Below are 17,218 nucleotides of genomic sequence, written 5' to 3' on the forward strand. Positions count from 1 at the left end.
CTTCACTTCCATTTGGTGACGCTTGTTTATAATGCCTCGAGATTAGCCGCGGATCGGATTAGACTAGAAATGAAACATAAGACGCTAAAAGCTGCATAAATAAAATTGATCTTTATTAAAAAAACTTGAAAATCATCAAGGAACAACTCTATGCATTTTTAAAAACAGCAATTATGAAATTGATTCAGATATTAAAATAATAATCATACTCTACCCATTCTCTTTTAATACGTTATTTAATCCATATCTTTCAGGCTGAATATTGCTTATCTTTGGTATTTTTCTTATTGTTGGATGAAATAAACAATATAAAGATATTATTAGTAGGCTTGTTCCACTAATAGTATAAACGAATTGACTGCTTTGAATTTCACCAATAATCCCTCCCAAAAAAGCTCCTAGGGGCATTAAAGACATACTTATACTTGTTATTAAAGAAACCACCCTTCCAATCATCAACTCTGGAACGTTACTTTGAATAAAAGTAAAAAGTAATATATTTGTAGCCCCCATAGGAACCCAAGCTATACCAAATAATATAATTACTAATACACTATCTTTTATGAAACCAGATATAATCCAAGAAGTGCCACCAATAAAAAACAAAAAAACTGTAAGTAATCCCATTGGGTATTTAGATAGCCAAGATGCAGCTAAAGCACCTATTAATAGTCCTGAAGACATAGAAGCTAAAATAAATCCATAAGTTTCTGGACCAGAAAATCTATCAGCAAATGAAGGTAAAATAGCAAATACCATCCCGATAATCAGATTTCCTAAGGATGATATTACAAAGAGCCATATTAATACAGATTTTATAACAAAAGCAAAGCCTTCTTTTAATAATAAAAAATAATGTTTTACTTCTACTTTAAAACTACTTTTAGCAGATTTCTGAATTGACCTCTCTGGAATTTTAATAGTTAACAGTAATAATGCGGTAATTAAAAATGCAATTGAATCTATTATGTAAATAGAAATAGCACCAAACATTCCAATAAGGACCCCCCCTACTGCTTTTAAGGTAAGATCCGTACCCTGATAAGTAAAAGTGAACAATGAATTAGCATGTACTAAGTTATCTTTCGATACCATATATGGTAAAACTACATTTTGTGTAGGGTAAAAAAATTGATTTGTAAATGAAACAACTGGCATGATAATTAGCACTAGAGTAACGCTCAAAAAATCTCCATAATAAGCAATAGGGATAATTGAAATTAATATAGATTGAAATAATTGAGTATAAACAAGGATTTTTTTTAAATTTAGTTTGTCAACCAAGGGCCCTATCAAAAAAGTTAAAGCTTGAGGAAATAATGTTAAAAAACCAACTAAGCCAGTATAAAAAGTAGAGTGAGTTAGTTCTTGTACTAACCACATAGAAGCTATGGCATATAAGCTGTCACCTGCATTGGAGAAAAGTCTACCAATTAATAATTTCACAAACTCTATGTTTTTCAAAACCTTTATCATATAGTCACTTCCCTTTTATTTGCCTCATACCTCTTGCTTAGTTTTAAGTATCTTATCTCGGAAAATATACCAACACCACCAATTTTCCGGACACTGTTTTACTTCTTTCTCAATCCATTTAAAAATAGATATTGATATTTCCTCAACATTTTTAACATCTGTTGGTTCAAAAAGTGGTTCTTCAATTCTTAATGTATATTGATATCTATTACTTTTTTCTAATATGATTGGAATAATAGGACTTTCAAGTAAAGTAGCAATCTTTGCTGGTCCAACGGGTACAAAAACATCATATCCTAAGAATTTAGTCTCAACATTTGGCATATCTCCTAGAGTGAAATCGGGAAACATAAGCAAAGGTTTACCTTCTTTTAAATTTCTTAGAGCTTGTTTAATTGCTGAGTTTTGTGGTAATCCAATTGGTGATAGTTTATTCATTACTTCACCTAAAAAGGATTCACCTATCCTATTCCATACATTCAAAGTTTGTTTATCCATAAAATAACTTAATCTATAACCTTTGGCTGCAAGTAACGGAACGATCGCTTGGTAAGCATTCATATGCAAAGATACTAATACAGGAGGGTTCCCTTTTTTTAAGCTATGATCTAAATTATGCAGGCCTTTAAACCTAACATGTTTTTCAAGGAAGTCTTGTTGTGTAGCATACATTGAAATAAGATTTATATCTAAATTTCGGTAGAACAAATAATCTGTCCAACGGTTAGAAAATTCTTCTATTTCACAATCTGTTGAGTCCCTTTTTAATACTCTCATTATTTCTACCATTTCTTTATTGTATTTTCTCCATCTTTCTGCCATTTTCGTATTTTTCTCGTAACTCATTCCTTTTTTAAGAAAGTCATACAAAAACTCAAAAGGATAGTCTCTCAAAATTTGATAGATCGTTGGATTACTTTCTACAATATCAAAATCCATAATACCATCTGCCATTTTAATTTCCTCCCATTTTTTATATATAGTACTCTGAACAAACCTCACATAGATCATCTTCACTTAAGTTATTCCAACGTATGGATAAATTATTTAAATCTATTTCTCCAGTTTTATTTATAATATTTGGATCCCCAATTCTTCCTAGAAGACGTATTGCATCCCAAACTTGAAAATTGGCTACTATAGAAGAAATGGACGCTGTTGCACCAGTATGTCTCTTTCTATCTGGAAATAAATTAGTTAATAATTTACCTTCTTTCCTCCTTTTTTTATAATTAATTTGGTAACAATCCCAACATTTAGTTCTTCCTGGAATAATTGTGGGACCAATTAATCCCAAATGGCCTATATAACCGCCCCCAACTATATGGGGTACTTTATACTTTAAACACACCTTTGATACCCATTGAGCTGTAGTATTAATATCTGGATTGTCTGCACAATTAATTACCAAATCACAACTTTCTACTATATGGGACAAATCTGTACCTTCATCTATCTCCATATGAGCAGGGAATATGTTTACGTTTGGATTAATACTTCTTAACTTCATCTCCATAACTTTTATTTTTTCTCTACCTATATCTTCAGTAGTGTAAAGTAATTGTCTTGTTATATTATGTCGCTCTACTCGATCATAGTCTACTAATTTAATATTTCCAATTCCGGCCATTACTAGTGAAGTAGCCATCCAACTACCTATGCCTCCAATTCCAATAATTGCTACAGTAGATTCCTTTATATTCTTTTGTAATTCCCAAGGAGAACTTAAATCACAGTAATCACTCCATAAGTCCACTTGCCTTGAATATCTTTCTAATTCTTCAGTAGTAAACTGTTCTCTTATTGGATCATTGGTATTTTCGATAATTCCTTCTTTTAATAACAGTTCTGTACACTCCTCTAATTCTTTATATGTAAATTGCTGAAAATTGAGATTAATCTTTAAAAAAATATCCAAAAGTGGCTTAGTCCCATCCATTAATAATATAGATTTCAAAATACATTCATTCTCGATTTCAAAAACTTTATGACAAGAAGTAGAATAAAAAACAAAGTGAATTCTTTTAGTATTTTTTTCTTTAAAAACACCTACACTAGATTTGATCATTGGATATATATTCTTCAACTCATTTGTCCTCCTTATAAAATGAGCACACCACATAAATTTGGTGTGCCCATTTTCTCTGCCAAAATAGTTAGCAAGAACCATTTTTCGCATCGCCTTCTAGTACAAATTCAGCTATTTTTTTCATATGTAACCCTCCTTTCTCCTACTACTTATATCATAAATCATTATTCAGAATATTTGTATTGATAAAATTAATCGAATAAATCGAATTAAAGTTAAATACAACATAAAATTTTATAAACTTTTTTTACTGGCTGCATAATATCCGGAAACAGCTTCGATCCATACATAAATCTTCTTCTCCTCATATCCCTTTACTGGAACTGGAACACCTATTGGTAAATCTCTTGAAACTCCTCGATCGGGCAATCCTTCCATTAAATATCTTTCCGATAATTGAATCGCATTTTCTCTCCATAAGTTCTTCACTTTAGCATTAGTTACGTACTGCTGTAGTTCTTTTTGGAATGCACTTAACTTAAAATAGAAATGTTCTGTCTGTTTCGTAGTTGGAGAATCACCACAAATCTTACATTTCTTATTTATAAGGTCTAGTGGTTCTAATATTTTTGAGCAGTGGTCACATTGGTCACCACGAGCATCCTGTCCACATTATGGACAAGTTCCTTCGACAAACCGGTCGGGTAAAAATTGTTCACACCTATTGCAATACGCCTGTTCAATTTCCTTTTTATAGATTTTTCCATTATCAAATAGCTGCAAAAATATATTTTGCACAATTCTATGATGATGGGCACTATCTGTCCTTGTATAGCAATCATAAGTAAAACCCAACTTTTCAAAACACGCACAAAACTCTTTATGATACCTATCAGCAATCTCCTTAGGTGTTACATCTTCTTGCTTTGCTCTAATCGTAATTGGAGTTCCATTGCAATCACTTCCTGATACATAAAGAACATTTTCTCCTTTCATTCTATAATACCGGGCTAAAACGTCACCTGATAATAAACTAGATATGTGGCCTAAATGTAGTGAACCATTGGCATAAGGCCATGCTCCTCCGATAAATACATTCATCTTATTTCCTCCCTTACTATTTTCATCTCTTGAAAATAAAAAACCTCGTCCAAAGACAAAACAACTGTCTAAGGACGAGATTATTCTCGTGTTACCACCTTAATTTGCTAACCACTCACATGATTAGCCTCAATAAGTACGGAACGATAAAGTTCTTATACCCTGACATTTATAACGAGTGCCAAATCTCGTCATAGCCTAACGCTCAATAGAACGTTCAACTATGCAGCTCAGAGACCATATTCAATCAAATAATTCCATGCTTCTTTTCAGCCAACGAAGCTCTCTGTAACGGAATAAAAATGATTTACTCTTCTCATCATTGCTTTTATATTTAACTTATTATTACATTTCATATTCATAAACACAATAGGAAATTATATTTCTACTTTGATCAACGGTACAATTTAACCTCTCCTCAATATTCCACCCAACAGCATTTCACGGCCACTGTATATATGCAAATCTCATATTTAGCATGTAAACTTCAATTACTCTTTTAATAAAATATATTTTATACATCCTTCAGCATCTTACAATAAAAACAATTTATTTTAATAGTAAAATTAATACGTTCATCCACATGCTTATTTAAGAATTGCAGAAACTTAACCAAACACCTTAAAAAACACTTTAAATAGTGAAATTTTAAATCGAGAAACGGTTATTGAATCTTTTATTACTGTATTTTTATGTCTAAGAAAATTTTTAATTTGCTTTCTTCTATTGGGAATCATAAACATAGGTAATTTTTTTGGATGAAACCAATCCACTTTATCTGTTTCAGGACCATTTTTAATTAGCGTACCACCTAGCAATTCCCCTAAAAATATGTGTTGTAAATCATCAAATTGAGGTTGATAATATTCTCCTATTTTTCGTTTAATCGAAATGATATACCCCGTTTCCTCTTTAGCTTCTCGTATAGCACAATTCTCTAAGTGTTCATCTTTTTCTAACATTCCCCCAGGTAAATCCCAGACAGGATAATCCTTTCTCTTCACTAACAATATGTAACCCTTTTTATTAAAAACGATGGTAAAACAGCCTGAAGTTTTTGCCATATCAATTATTGCTCCTTTTTGAAATAAAAATATACATTTTACCATAAATTCAAAATATTTTAACTGGATTATCTTTAGGTTAATAATTTTTTAATCATCTCTTCTAAACTCCCCATTTTCTATAGTGGTGTTAAGAATTTTTTCTCTTCTGCCTCTGTAATTTTAATAAGGAGAAGTTACATCTTGAGTATTTTAGATGAATTAAAAGTAATAACTTATTGAATTATGGACCAATATTTGGAGGGTTTCGTATATGTTCAGCAAAATCTTCTTTATATGGACAGGTACCTTGGAGTATTTCCTTCACAGCTTTTTCTATGTCATACTGCGTTTCCTTATGTTCTATTTCATCATCATGAATAAATAGCCAACAAGCCCCCTTAGCTTTACTCTGTAGACCAACACTACCAGCATTGACTATTCGCCTACCAGCTACTAATCTGTCAAACTGAATATGCGTATGGCCGCATACTATAATATTCGCTTCAGTATCCTTTACCATCTCATTAATTTCTCGTTCATCGGTATCAGCTCTTATTGCTTCTTCGTCATTCCTTGGAGAACCGTGTACAAACAATACATCGCCTAACCCGTTAATAGCCATCCGTTGTCTCTCAGGCAATTCTTTCAAAAAACTCAAGTGCTCCCTTGTTAATTGATCTGCACACCAGTAATTTATTTCTGCTACAAAATCCTGACAGCCATCTTCTATGCTATATCGATGCGCTACCTCTCTATCTGCATTACCCATTATAAATAAAAATGTATCCTTATATCTCATTAAAGTTTCCATGACTTCTCTAGGCTGCGGTCCCCAGACTAAGTCCCCACCAACTATAACTTTTTCAGCCTTTTCATTTGCCACTTCAGTTAAGACAGCTTCTAATGCAACGTTATTACCGTGAATATCATAAATTGCTGCTATTTTCATAACAAATACCTCCACGTATTAACATTTTCAGATACTAGATTAAGATGATAATCAATCATTTTTGCTAAAAGGTATATAGTGCCGTTCACACAAGATATCAATGTTCTTCAACACTCGCGGTCATTAATAGCTATTTTTATATTTTTTATATGCTAATGGTGTCATGTTCATCGATCTGCGAAACTGAGCAATGAAATAGCTTGTGCTATTAAAGCCTACTTCATAGGCAACATCCGTGACATTGGATTCTATTTGTTGTAGTAAAATTAAGCTTTTTTGAATTCGATAATCGGTTACATAATTCAATGGTGTTTTCTTTAAAATTCGTTTGAAATATCTACAACATTCGGATCGACTCAATTGACCAGCACGTGCAATATCGTCTAAAAGAATTTTTTCCGCATAATGTGTGTGTATCCAATTTAACATTTGCTTCATTCGATGACTCTTTAGCTTTTCTACCTGTTCGTACTCTAAATCAAAACCATTTATGATTAAATTTTTCCAAATTATCGTTAGCTGCATGCTAATATCGATTTCATAACATGAGGGATTTTGTTGTATCAGTTGATTGATGTTTACAATAGCAGCTAAAATATTTTTCTCCCAAACTTCCTCTGTATCCAAGTGAAGGTAAGGCAAATTAGTGGCTTGCGTATACGGACTTACATGGGTTGTATAAAGCTCTTGAGATAAAATAAAATGTGGAGATACATTTAAACAAATATAAATACAGCCCGAATCATTTTCATCTGTTGCCATGTGCAAACACCCACTATTTATAAACAGTCCCTCGCCCTCTCGAACAGTTATTTTTTCTTCATTAACTTGGAAGATTGCTTCTCCTTTTATAATGAGAACAAATTGAATTTCATCATGCCAGTGCAGTGGTATAAAGCCATGTATGTTTTTAGTAATCATCGTTTCGTAACATGCAAGCGGTAATACAACCGTGCGATGTTCCGTTAATTCTTTTAAATTTTGGTCAACGATAAAATTTTTTATTTGCATAGCAAAACCTCAATATAATTATACTTTTTGATTCGATTTACGTATTATTCCAAGAATTCTCCTCTTATTATTATCCATATGATAACACTATTTTTATCATAAAGGTGGAGAATTCATCATGAATAGAGGGAAAGGAATGTTTCTTGTAATAACGGGAGCAGCATTTTGGGGGATTGGTGGCACAGTTGCAAAAAAGCTATTTCAAGAATTCTCTATTGATGTAGATTGGCTTGTTGCGACCAGGTTACTACTGGCTGGTTTATTACTATTAGCAGTTCAATTTTTTGAAAAAGACCGTTCCCAAATAATTGCTGTTTGGAAAAACAGAAGGATCGCTATTCATTTACTTATTTTCGGGTTACTTGGTATGCTTGCTGTTCAGTACACATATATGGCTTCGATTGAACATGGCAATGCTGCGGTAGCAACACTATTACAATATTTAGCACCAGTAATGATTATTCTTTATCTCATTTTAAGCAGACAATCTGTTCTAACAAAAAAAGATGTGTTAACTATTTTGCTAGCTTTCGTTGGATGCTTCTTCTTATTAACCAATGGCTCATTCTCACAACTATCTGTACCTTTACTAGCAATCGTTTGGGGTGTTTTATCTGGGATAGCTTTAGCATTTTATACGTTGTATGCCATTCCTTTGCTAAAGCAATACGATTCGCTTGTCATTGTTGGCTGGGCAATGATTATCGGAGGTACTGCATTAAGCTTTATCCACCCACCTTGGGAACTTAACAATAGCAGCTTAACGCTAGAAGCATATTTATATATAGTCTTCGTTATCATTTTCGGAACGATGATTGCATTTTGGTTTTATATAGAAAGTTTACAGAGCCTGTCACCTAAAGAAACGAGTCTTATAGGTAGTATTGAACCCCTAGCAGCTGTTTTAACAACTGTTTTCTGGTTAAAACAACCCTTTGGCATTTACCAATGGGTTGGTACAGCTTGTATCATTATCATGATTTTAATAGTAGCTTTACATAAAGATTCTTCAGCAAAAAATCACGCCGTCTAATTAGAAAAAGCCCCCCAGGATTAACTAGTTTCGTTTTTCGCTGAGAGGGCTTTGCGTCTCTAATCTGAACTAAGTAAACAAGGATATATTCGTTGTTTTTTAGTAACAATTAAGGGGAGCTCAAATTTTCACTAAAGGTAAAGGTCTATTTGTTATTCTTTTCTAGGTTCGAATAAATCAAGATTATTCCCATATAAATCTTTAAATACTACCCCTTTACCTCCTGGTACCCCTTGTATCTCTCCTTGAAAAACTACTCCTCGCTCCTGCAAATCACTAACATCTCTTTCAATATGATCGGATTCAAACATTAGCATGACCGTATCGCCGCCTTGTTTGCCTATCAATTGTTCTTGTTTAGGAGTTTTAGCTTCAGCTAGTTCAATCATGGTTTCGTTACCATTCTCAGGGGAAACAGCAAGATAACGCCACCCTGGTTCGAACTCCTCTTCTTCCCGTACTACAAATCCTAACTTGTTCACGTAAAAATCTTTCGCTTCTTTTAAATCATGGACGAACAATGTCAGTTGAATCGCCTTTTTTATCATAATTATCCTCCTTCTAGCAAATTACTACTAGGTTAGCATAACAACAACCGGCAAACTTCTTTTCAATTGCTCCATATAACTTTTTTTGAGGACATTTACTGACAGTCGATCAATATGTAGACGCTTTAAAAACAAGATTATTTTAATTGCTTCAATTTTGTCATAATCATAATAACGATAATTCGTTTCAACATCTATTTACGAAGGCTTTAATAAGTCAATTTCATCATAATACCGTAATATTTTAACAGACACATTACATATTTTTGAGAACCTTTCTATGGTATATTATTTTATTCTTTCAATCATTTTAATGTTCTGTATAAATAGTATTAACTATTTATTTTATAATAAACAATATTTTTTAAATTATCATAATTTTCAACGTATTCCCCTTCACGGTAATAATGAAGGGTTATTTCATATAGTCTTCAACTAATTCAAAACACTTTTCTTCGGTAAGATTGTTCTGGACCGTTACATATTCTAACTGTTCCATCGTGCCACCTTTATATTTTAGCGATGCCTCTTTTGCAGTATGATCTCGGTACGCTATCCATTCACGCTGTTCCTTCCTTAGTTGATCCATCTCTTCTTTAGGTAGTTGCTCCTTTAGGGCTCCATAAATTTCATTTAACAATTCATCCCAAATATCGTATGCATCTCCTTCAACTTTTTTCAACGCATATGTTGTATCGTCTATCGGATTTTTTCGCATCTCCTCCACTTCATTCTTCGTATCATTTAATTTCTTAAGGTACTGATCCTTCAAACTAGCTGTATCTTTTGCTGGTACATTGTTTGTTGTATCTCCCTTTTCATCGGTACCATTACTTCCAGTATCTGTGTTCGTATTGTTGGTATTTGTGTCATTATCTGTCGAAGCTGCACTTGCAGAATCGTCATTTGTATTTTGACTAGAGTTTTTATTTGGTGACTGATTGTCCAATGTAGACTCGTCAGATGAGGTTCCACAAGCAGTCAATATTACTAAAACTACTGTTAACATGCCTAATAAGAATTTGCGTTTCATTGAAATACTACCTTTCTTCTCATTATTCTTCCTCGTGACTATATTTAATTTATCAAAAAAGATGCTCTTCTTAAATTAATCTACCTAAAACTTTCCCGAAAGCCATTCATTTTTGTTTTTGTAACCTATTGAATTTGGTTTACTTTGTTCAACTCTACTAATTCAATGGCTTCCATTATTTAACCCCCGTCACATATTAAATCCTATTACTGAAGTATCTGGTTATCACTATTTAACAATCTTCGTTATGTTTTTTTATTTTATCATATTTTAAAATTACTTATGATCTAGATCTATCCTTACACTTCTCATTTCAATTAAATTCAACTTGGATTGATATTGATTTTAGGATTGAATCTAAATAAGTACTATTGCTCACTCTCTTCTTTTTCCTCCCTCTTTCTTCTTTAGACTATACCAACTTTTTAACAGAAAAAACTAGATGAAAGACCAACGATAAGTTTATAACAATAAGGTAACCACTTTATGATCCCCAACCATTAGAAAAGGAACGAGGTCTAATGAACTCCGTTCCAACTAATAATGCTTTATTTAGTTTAAATTACTGTAACATTGGTCAAATCTGCTTTATTCTTCTTCAGTACTGCATATGTTACCTTATCCATTGTTGCACCATCAAAATTCGCTTTGTTACAAGCGTATGCATACTTGAACGAAGCATTTTTAAATACAGCATTTTTAAAATTCGTACCCTTTAATCCCGAACTATAAAAATTTGTACCATTGAAAATTTGATTTTCGAATGGAACACCCGATAAATCAGAATAGCTTAAATCTGTATTATTCAACTTGGCATGTTTAAAACTTGTCTTGGATAAATCCGACTTTGATAATTTAGCTCCTGTAAGATTTGCACCATCGAATATTACATTCCTTAAATCACAAACGATAAATGAGCTATAAGATAAATTGGCTTCAGTAAAATCGGCATCTCTTAGATCGCTTTTGCTAAACTCTGCTTTTTTTAAACTTACCCCTTTAAAATCAGCTTCACGAAGATCCATTTTAGTGAAATCCATTTCCTTTTCCTGCTGCTGGAGCATAGTTTGCTTTTCTGCATTAGAATCCAACATTTCGGATATATCCCCAATAGATTTTATCGTCATGCTAAAAGCAGTTTCATCATCATGTCCCTGTTCTCTTAAATCATTTAATTTCTCTTGCAAATTATTCATTAATTCTTCTTTTAATTCCTTAACTGAGTTTGTCTCCACATAAGGTGAAAACTCATTATCCAGATATTTACTTAACTTTTCATTCATTTCCATATCCACCCTTCTCTAATAATTGATCTAATATTCGTTTAGTGTTCTCCCAGTTCCTTATATTTTCGATATACGTGTCTTTCCCTTTTTCTGTAATTTTATAATATTTCCTTCTTCCACCAGAGGTCTCATCTCCCCAGTAGGACACGATATGGCCATCTTTTTCAAGCCTTTTCAGACTTGAATACATGGTAGCCTCTTTTAATTCATATTCCCCAGCTGAGTTCTCTACTATTAATTTGGTTATTTTATACCCATATTTATCTCCAGTCATCAACAGGTTCAAAATTATTGTATCGGTATGTCCTCTTAGTAGATCCGAGGAAACTTTCTTATTTACCATATTCACACCTCCTATACCATACCTACAATACTTCTAACTTCAGTGTATTGGCAGTTGTATCGTTGATCATCGCCCCACTTCCTTATAATTATAATATACATCATATTACTATGATCGTCAATGTACTTTTACGACAATTATACTTTTACGATTAAAATGATGTCTCGATATAGGAAACTATAAAAGATCCTTCCCAGACTAAATCGTCCTACATCTCTCCTTAATCAGAGATTCCCCCTATTGTTAACCTAAAGTCAGTGTACTAAGTTTTCACTTAGAAAACGAAAGAAGAAAGATTATTATGTTAAATGTAGAAGTTTTAGGATGATGTTACAGTTGGGAATTACACTGCGTATAAATTGAAAAAATCGTGCAGATTGATATAGTGAGGACTGCAATTGGAATGGGTGGATACTGCCCAAAACACTATTGATAAGGATTGAGGGGGTATTAGGGAATAACAAAAGTAAGCACCCGATTAGAAACAGAGCGAGTCAACGGAGACAACGAAATTACGGTGTGCTTGTGAGCCGATGATGACTTTTCGTAGGGGGTCGTGAAGTCGCCTCGTTTCTGGGTGCTGGAGCTGGACGCGGCCCAATACGCCCATAATTATATAGGCCAAATTTCATCATTTCCTAGTCTATGAAAAGAAACTGGATCACTTGGATCCAGCCCCGGATTAGAATGGATATTATATTGCATCATAATTGAGTTGAGTACCTATTATTTCGTCACCGCTGCTTTTTTACATAATAGTAGAAAGAAGCGTTTAGGAGATTGGAATAAGCGTACTCTGGGTAATCAAGCTCTTATTGGAGTAATTTAAGTATGCCATCATTTAGCGAAACAAAGGGTTTTTTATTAAAAAGCGTCAAGTGCTCACGCAATTCTGAATTACGTAAGTACTCGACGCTTATTTTAACTGCCAACAGACATTAGATGCTTTATCAGTCTATTTTCCTTTTAGGCTCCACCAGCATGATGTGTGATTCCTTTTCGGCGAAAGGCTTATGCTCGACGCCTCCTGGGACAATACACATCTCGCCTTTAGAAATTTTTACTTGCCCATCACGAAAATCGATGAACATCTCCCCTTCAAGCACGATAAATAGCTTATCTGTATCAGGATGCTCGTGCCATATAAAATCTCCATCAATTTTAACAAGCTCAATTTGATCGTCATTCATTTCACCAATAACTTGTGGGGACCAATAATCGTTAATTTTAGATAACTCGTCCTTTAGTTTTATAGGTTGGTAATGGATAATAATCCCTCCTTATTTTGACTTCCACTATACCGTTACAGTAATGAGTAAAAAAATAGTATGCATTAGTAAAGCTCTTTACGTTTAAAAAGAAGATGCTCAGGCCAAACCTTGTCGTTCGGTTGTTACAACTGAGTGATTTCAATAACTTTTATCTCCACCTTTTAGAACTAACGTAAAGAATTTATTATATTTTGTAACGCATATTCGATAGCCAATGGACCACCAGTAATAGCGGAAGTATCCATTAAATAGACATTGCTTTTCTTCACAGCATTCAGGTTGTTCCATACATTACTTTGTTCTAATTCATTCATCAATTTATCCTCTTTTGTAATGTCGCCTATAAGGAAAATATGATCTGCTTGAATCGTTGAAATTCCTTCAAATGTAATAAACTCATTATTAGTACCTTTAAATGTCTTATCTGGTGTAAGCCCCAGCCCCCTACTTTTATCAAACGCTAGTGTATAGACAGGATTTTCTTCACCTAGAACATTAAACGTTTTTCCATCCCAAGATACTATAAATGCTACTGACTCTCCTTCAATTGCCTTTAATGCTTCACGACCCATTTCAATCGCTTTCATCATATGATCGATTACTTTTTCCGCTTCGTCTTCCTTTCCAATAATCTCGGCTACTGTACGAAGACCGTATTGCCAATCTTCATAGATGTCATTGGAGTTTAGTGTAATGACAGGCGCAATTTTTTCTAAAGAGTCATGTATCTCTTTATGATGTTCTGTGGCTATAATATAATCAGGCTCAGTAGATAGAATCTTTTCAATATTAGGGGACAGTTTATCTCCTAATTCTTCAGTTGAATCCAGCTTTCCTTTTAAATAAGATAGAGAAGATAGATATTCTTTTTCTGTAGAAGCAGTAGGTGGTTCACCTAGTGCAACTAATATTTCAGGATAAAAATACCATAGCGTGGCCAATTTTTCAGGTTTCTTCTCCATAATAATTTCTTTACCAGATGCATCCTTAAACGTTCTCGGCCATTCCGTTTCATCTATATTAACTTCTGTTTCAGATTCAACTTCTGAGACTGATCCATTATTATTTTCAGTAGGCGTTTTATTACAACCAGCTAGTATGCCTACTAATATTATTAAGAACAGAAGTCCTTTCATTTTTTGCATATTAATTTCCCCCTATACCATGTTGCCTGTGGCTTTCCATTAGTATAGTACATTCATTTTCAGTTAAGAATGGATGCTTGTTGAAATTAGCATGGATTATTGATGAACTTCTCGCGATATTTAGTAGGAGAAATGCCAACTTGCTTCTTGAACACTCTACTAAAATAGAAGGGGTCAGTGATTCCAACAGCTTGTGCAATTTGTTGTATAGACACATTTCTTGTAAATAACATTTTTTGTGCCATCTTTATTCGATAGTTTAATAGATATTCTGCCGGTCCCATCCCTGCATGTCTTCTAAATACGTAAGAAAGTCGATTTCGATTAACGTTATATTGTTCTTCAAGCGATGCTATTGTAAGGCTTTGATAATAGTTTTCATGAATATAATTAGATACCCGTTCGAATAAAGTATGTGATTCACAGCTATTTTGCCTATTAATAACAGATAATAAGACTTCATTCAGTGCTTCGCGAAACAGCATTTCGGTCTGAAACATTGAAATTCCTCCACGCTGATTATATACTTGCCACAGGCGCATAAGTAATTCGACAAGTCGAGGGGATTGCCCTGTTGATAATTCAAAATGCTGTTGAGAAAAGCTAGTGTCTTCTAGTTTTGAGTTACCTATCCGATATAGAACTAGAATATATTCCCAGTTTGTGTCACCAAACATTTTTTGAGCCAGTTCCATTTTTGCACCCCCATGGATAATTTTCCCTGGGGAAAGGATATAAGGTGTACCATTAAATTGAAATTGTGTCCTCCCTGCAAGTGGAAAGACAAATCCAGGAAAAGAGTCTGTATAATCAGCGTCAGGTACACCTGGGTTTTTAGCATAACGATATATTCCTTCTACTTGAAAAGGATTGTCTGCGAGATACTCTGCTAATTGATGAACGTCCATTTTCAAAATGCTTGCCTCATTTCACTAATAATTTGCCTGTAAGCTGTGAAATCAACCGATGTACATGCTGTACCACTCTACACCTAAGTATTACATACACTTCAACAAGCACGGTTGGGTTTCCCATAAGCCGTGCAACTTACCATAAATTTCTTCATTTAATCCATTACATTCTTTTGTTGTCCCTGCCTGCGGTTAGTGTATATGCTAATGGGTAGATACCCTAATATTCCTCCGAGTGTATTCAAAATAATATCATCAACATCAAAACTACCAAAGCCGAAAATAAGTTGAATTAGTTCGAATGTTAAACTTAAAGAAAGAGCTGCAATTGTAATCTTTTTAAACCTATGGAACTTGCTTGATAACAGTGGAAGAATAAATCCGAATGGCATAAACCCAATAATATTTCCAGTTAGATTTTCAACCCGTATGTTGATGTTTATATCATTCGCCAAGAACAAATAATACGTAATCGTCTTAAACGGAATAAAATTGTGGTTATTCCAGTAATAGCCATCAAAATTAAATGTAAAATGGCTCATAATGTCTGGAATGGCAAGGTGTTTGAATAGAATTAGTTTTGAAAGAATGAACAAATAACAGCATAATACAACTGTTAATCCTACTTTCAATAAAATTTTCATAATCACTATTCCCCTAATTCTCGATATTTCTACAAACCTTTTAAAAAATCTATTGCACTTTGTATGGAATGTTAAGCGAATCAATTTGTTGTTCTTCGAACGAAACTTCCCTTTGGAAAAGTGATGACACTTTTGGCTATCTTTAAAATCAGAAAACCAATGATACTGCCAATTGTATTCAAAATGACATCATCAATATCGAATTGCCCAATTTTTAAAGCCAGCTGCAAAGTTTCAATTGAAAAACTAATAACGGTTGAAGCAACAATTACCCTAGTAAATCTACTGTATTTTTTAATTAATAAAGGAAGAAAAATTCCCAGTGGCAGAAAAATTAAAATGTTCCCTAATGTGTTATTGATGATGATGTCCATATTAAAACGGTCAGCTCCAGATATGTATTCGATGGTATTTTTAAACGGAATGAAATTCGAATTGACCTTTATAAATTCAACATAGCCTTCTGAATTCATTGGAGTAAAAACATATCTGTTAAATGTATCTCCAGTTACGTAGTAATCGTTGATTCGGAAAATGATACGTTGAAAGAGTAACTTAAATAGAATAATAAATGAGTAAAGACCAAATAAAATCCATGTTCCTATCTTAGTTACTTTATAGAATGGAAACAGTGACTCCTGTAAACCTTTCGTTAATTGTTTCTGTTCTCCAAAACTCTCTAACGCCTTTTTTGTTGATTCTTCCTTAGTAAAACCTTGATCTATATATTCATTTTTTAATAAATGTAAATGATCTCTCATTTCATCAATTATTTCTCTCTTTTCTTCCTCGTCACAATGTAATTGATTCACAACTTTATCAATATAATTTTCGATTTTTTTATCCATGCGATACCCTCCGAACATACTTTAATTAAATTACTTATTTGATTCCATTCCTTTAATTTCTTATCTAACTCTTTCTTCCCATCTTGTGTGATCCTATAGTACTTCCTTCTCCCGCCATTCTCTGAACTGCCCCAATAAGATTGTAGCCATTCTTTGTTTTCTAATCGCTTCAAAGCGGGATATAACGTCCCTTCACTCATGTTGTATAGTTCATTACTATTTTCTTTTAATGTTTTTACTATTTCATAACCATACATGTCCCTTTTATTTAATAGAGATAAAAATAAAATATCAATACTACCCTTCATTATCTCTTTGTCCATAAACGACACCTCACTTTCAAACGAATTATATTTACATCGTAACACAATAGTACATCGCATTACAAGGTTAAAAAAGAATCGACCTATCAAATTCACACTTTACAGACGAATTAGTCCCAAAATAGAGAAACAACAGCCAGTGAAGACAATTCTATTTCTATTTTTGAAAAGAGGGATAAAAAATATAATTATAAAAAAGGAGCTCCAGAAAAGAGTAAAGT

At 33.3% G+C, this 17,218-nt stretch carries 18 protein-coding genes, 1 pseudogene and 1 other annotated feature; of the genes and pseudogenes, 1 reads left to right on the forward strand and 18 read right to left on the reverse strand.

Annotated elements, in window-relative coordinates; genetic code table 11:
* Window positions 1-210: 210 nt before the first annotated feature.
* The 7 genes and pseudogenes from RVS70_RS04690 to RVS70_RS04720 form a co-directional block, all read right to left on the reverse strand.
* Complete coding sequence (locus tag RVS70_RS04690; protein ID WP_121604668.1) at window positions 211-1,476, reverse strand: MFS transporter; 1,266 nt, start codon at window positions 1,474-1,476, stop codon at window positions 211-213.
* A gap of 24 nt (window positions 1,477-1,500) precedes the next feature.
* Window positions 1,501-2,430: a lysophospholipid acyltransferase family protein gene (locus RVS70_RS04695; RefSeq protein ID WP_166530056.1), complete on the reverse strand. Its 930-nt coding sequence runs from the start codon at window positions 2,428-2,430 to the stop codon at window positions 1,501-1,503.
* A gap of 19 nt (window positions 2,431-2,449) precedes the next feature.
* The gene (locus RVS70_RS04700; protein WP_162986368.1) at window positions 2,450-3,562 is read right to left on the reverse strand and encodes a HesA/MoeB/ThiF family protein; all 1,113 of its coding nucleotides are present in this window, start codon (window positions 3,560-3,562) and stop codon (window positions 2,450-2,452) included.
* 249 nt (window positions 3,563-3,811) lie between these two features.
* A pseudogene (locus RVS70_RS04705) lies at window positions 3,812-4,690 on the reverse strand (methionine--tRNA ligase); the annotation flags it as partial.
* Window positions 4,674-4,938 (reverse strand) — a binding site (T-box leader). Its footprint overlaps the pseudogene before it by 17 nt.
* Before the next feature lie 276 nt (window positions 4,939-5,214).
* Window positions 5,215-5,670, reverse strand: coding sequence for an NUDIX hydrolase (locus tag RVS70_RS04710; RefSeq protein ID WP_121604664.1), 456 nt, complete (start codon window positions 5,668-5,670; stop codon window positions 5,215-5,217).
* Window positions 5,671-5,893: 223 nt separating this feature from the next.
* Window positions 5,894-6,601, reverse strand: a complete 708-nt coding sequence (locus RVS70_RS04715) for a metallophosphoesterase family protein (protein ID WP_034679700.1) — start codon at window positions 6,599-6,601, stop codon at window positions 5,894-5,896.
* Window positions 6,602-6,724: 123 nt separating this feature from the next.
* On the reverse strand, window positions 6,725-7,612 hold the full coding sequence (locus RVS70_RS04720) for an AraC family transcriptional regulator (protein WP_321132558.1): 888 nt from the start codon (window positions 7,610-7,612) through the stop codon (window positions 6,725-6,727).
* Window positions 7,613-7,730: 118 nt separating this feature from the next.
* Here RVS70_RS04720 and RVS70_RS04725 point away from each other — a divergent pair, with 118 nt between their 5' ends.
* The gene (locus tag RVS70_RS04725) at window positions 7,731-8,645 is read left to right on the forward strand and encodes a DMT family transporter (protein ID WP_321132559.1); all 915 of its coding nucleotides are present in this window, start codon (window positions 7,731-7,733) and stop codon (window positions 8,643-8,645) included.
* Between the two features lie 152 nt (window positions 8,646-8,797).
* Here the strand turns inward: RVS70_RS04725 and RVS70_RS04730 are convergent, their stop codons facing one another.
* The 11 genes from RVS70_RS04730 to RVS70_RS04780 form a co-directional block, all read right to left on the reverse strand.
* Window positions 8,798-9,193 (reverse strand): VOC family protein, encoded by a 396-nt coding sequence (locus RVS70_RS04730; RefSeq protein WP_026682809.1) that lies wholly within the window; start codon window positions 9,191-9,193, stop codon window positions 8,798-8,800.
* 198 nt (window positions 9,194-9,391) lie between these two features.
* The gene (locus RVS70_RS04735; protein ID WP_121605866.1) at window positions 9,392-9,475 is read right to left on the reverse strand and encodes a MerR family DNA-binding transcriptional regulator; all 84 of its coding nucleotides are present in this window, start codon (window positions 9,473-9,475) and stop codon (window positions 9,392-9,394) included.
* Between the two features lie 133 nt (window positions 9,476-9,608).
* Window positions 9,609-10,226 (reverse strand): lysozyme inhibitor LprI family protein, encoded by a 618-nt coding sequence (locus tag RVS70_RS04740; RefSeq protein WP_034679703.1) that lies wholly within the window; start codon window positions 10,224-10,226, stop codon window positions 9,609-9,611.
* Window positions 10,227-10,783: 557 nt separating this feature from the next.
* A complete protein-coding gene (locus RVS70_RS04745) occupies window positions 10,784-11,509 on the reverse strand; it encodes a pentapeptide repeat-containing protein (RefSeq protein ID WP_321132560.1) in 726 nt (241 codons plus the stop codon).
* Window positions 11,502-11,855 (reverse strand): PadR family transcriptional regulator, encoded by a 354-nt coding sequence (locus RVS70_RS04750; RefSeq protein ID WP_026682812.1) that lies wholly within the window; start codon window positions 11,853-11,855, stop codon window positions 11,502-11,504. The genes RVS70_RS04745 and RVS70_RS04750 overlap by 8 nt, the downstream gene beginning before the upstream one ends.
* 950 nt (window positions 11,856-12,805) lie before the next feature.
* Window positions 12,806-13,123 carry a cupin domain-containing protein gene (locus RVS70_RS04755; protein ID WP_080668761.1) on the reverse strand — a complete coding sequence of 106 codons (318 nt, stop codon included), beginning with the start codon at window positions 13,121-13,123 and terminating at the stop codon, window positions 12,806-12,808.
* Window positions 13,124-13,293: 170 nt separating this feature from the next.
* Window positions 13,294-14,271: an iron-siderophore ABC transporter substrate-binding protein gene (locus RVS70_RS04760; protein ID WP_321132561.1), complete on the reverse strand. Its 978-nt coding sequence runs from the start codon at window positions 14,269-14,271 to the stop codon at window positions 13,294-13,296.
* Between the two features lie 86 nt (window positions 14,272-14,357).
* Window positions 14,358-15,185 (reverse strand): helix-turn-helix transcriptional regulator, encoded by an 828-nt coding sequence (locus RVS70_RS04765; protein WP_205389623.1) that lies wholly within the window; start codon window positions 15,183-15,185, stop codon window positions 14,358-14,360.
* Between the two features lie 152 nt (window positions 15,186-15,337).
* On the reverse strand, window positions 15,338-15,826 hold the full coding sequence (locus RVS70_RS04770; RefSeq protein WP_026682816.1) for a VanZ family protein: 489 nt from the start codon (window positions 15,824-15,826) through the stop codon (window positions 15,338-15,340).
* An 80-nt stretch (window positions 15,827-15,906) separates the two neighbouring features.
* Window positions 15,907-16,674, reverse strand: coding sequence for a VanZ family protein (locus RVS70_RS04775; protein ID WP_166530059.1), 768 nt, complete (start codon window positions 16,672-16,674; stop codon window positions 15,907-15,909).
* The gene (locus RVS70_RS04780; protein ID WP_121604652.1) at window positions 16,635-16,997 is read right to left on the reverse strand and encodes a PadR family transcriptional regulator; all 363 of its coding nucleotides are present in this window, start codon (window positions 16,995-16,997) and stop codon (window positions 16,635-16,637) included. Before RVS70_RS04780 ends, RVS70_RS04775 begins: the two co-directional genes overlap by 40 nt.
* Window positions 16,998-17,218 lie beyond the last annotated feature (221 nt).

The sequence above is a fragment of the Virgibacillus sp. M23 genome, assembly GCF_034190895.1.
GTDB classification, from domain to species: domain Bacteria; phylum Bacillota; class Bacilli; order Bacillales; family Amphibacillaceae; genus Virgibacillus; species Virgibacillus salarius.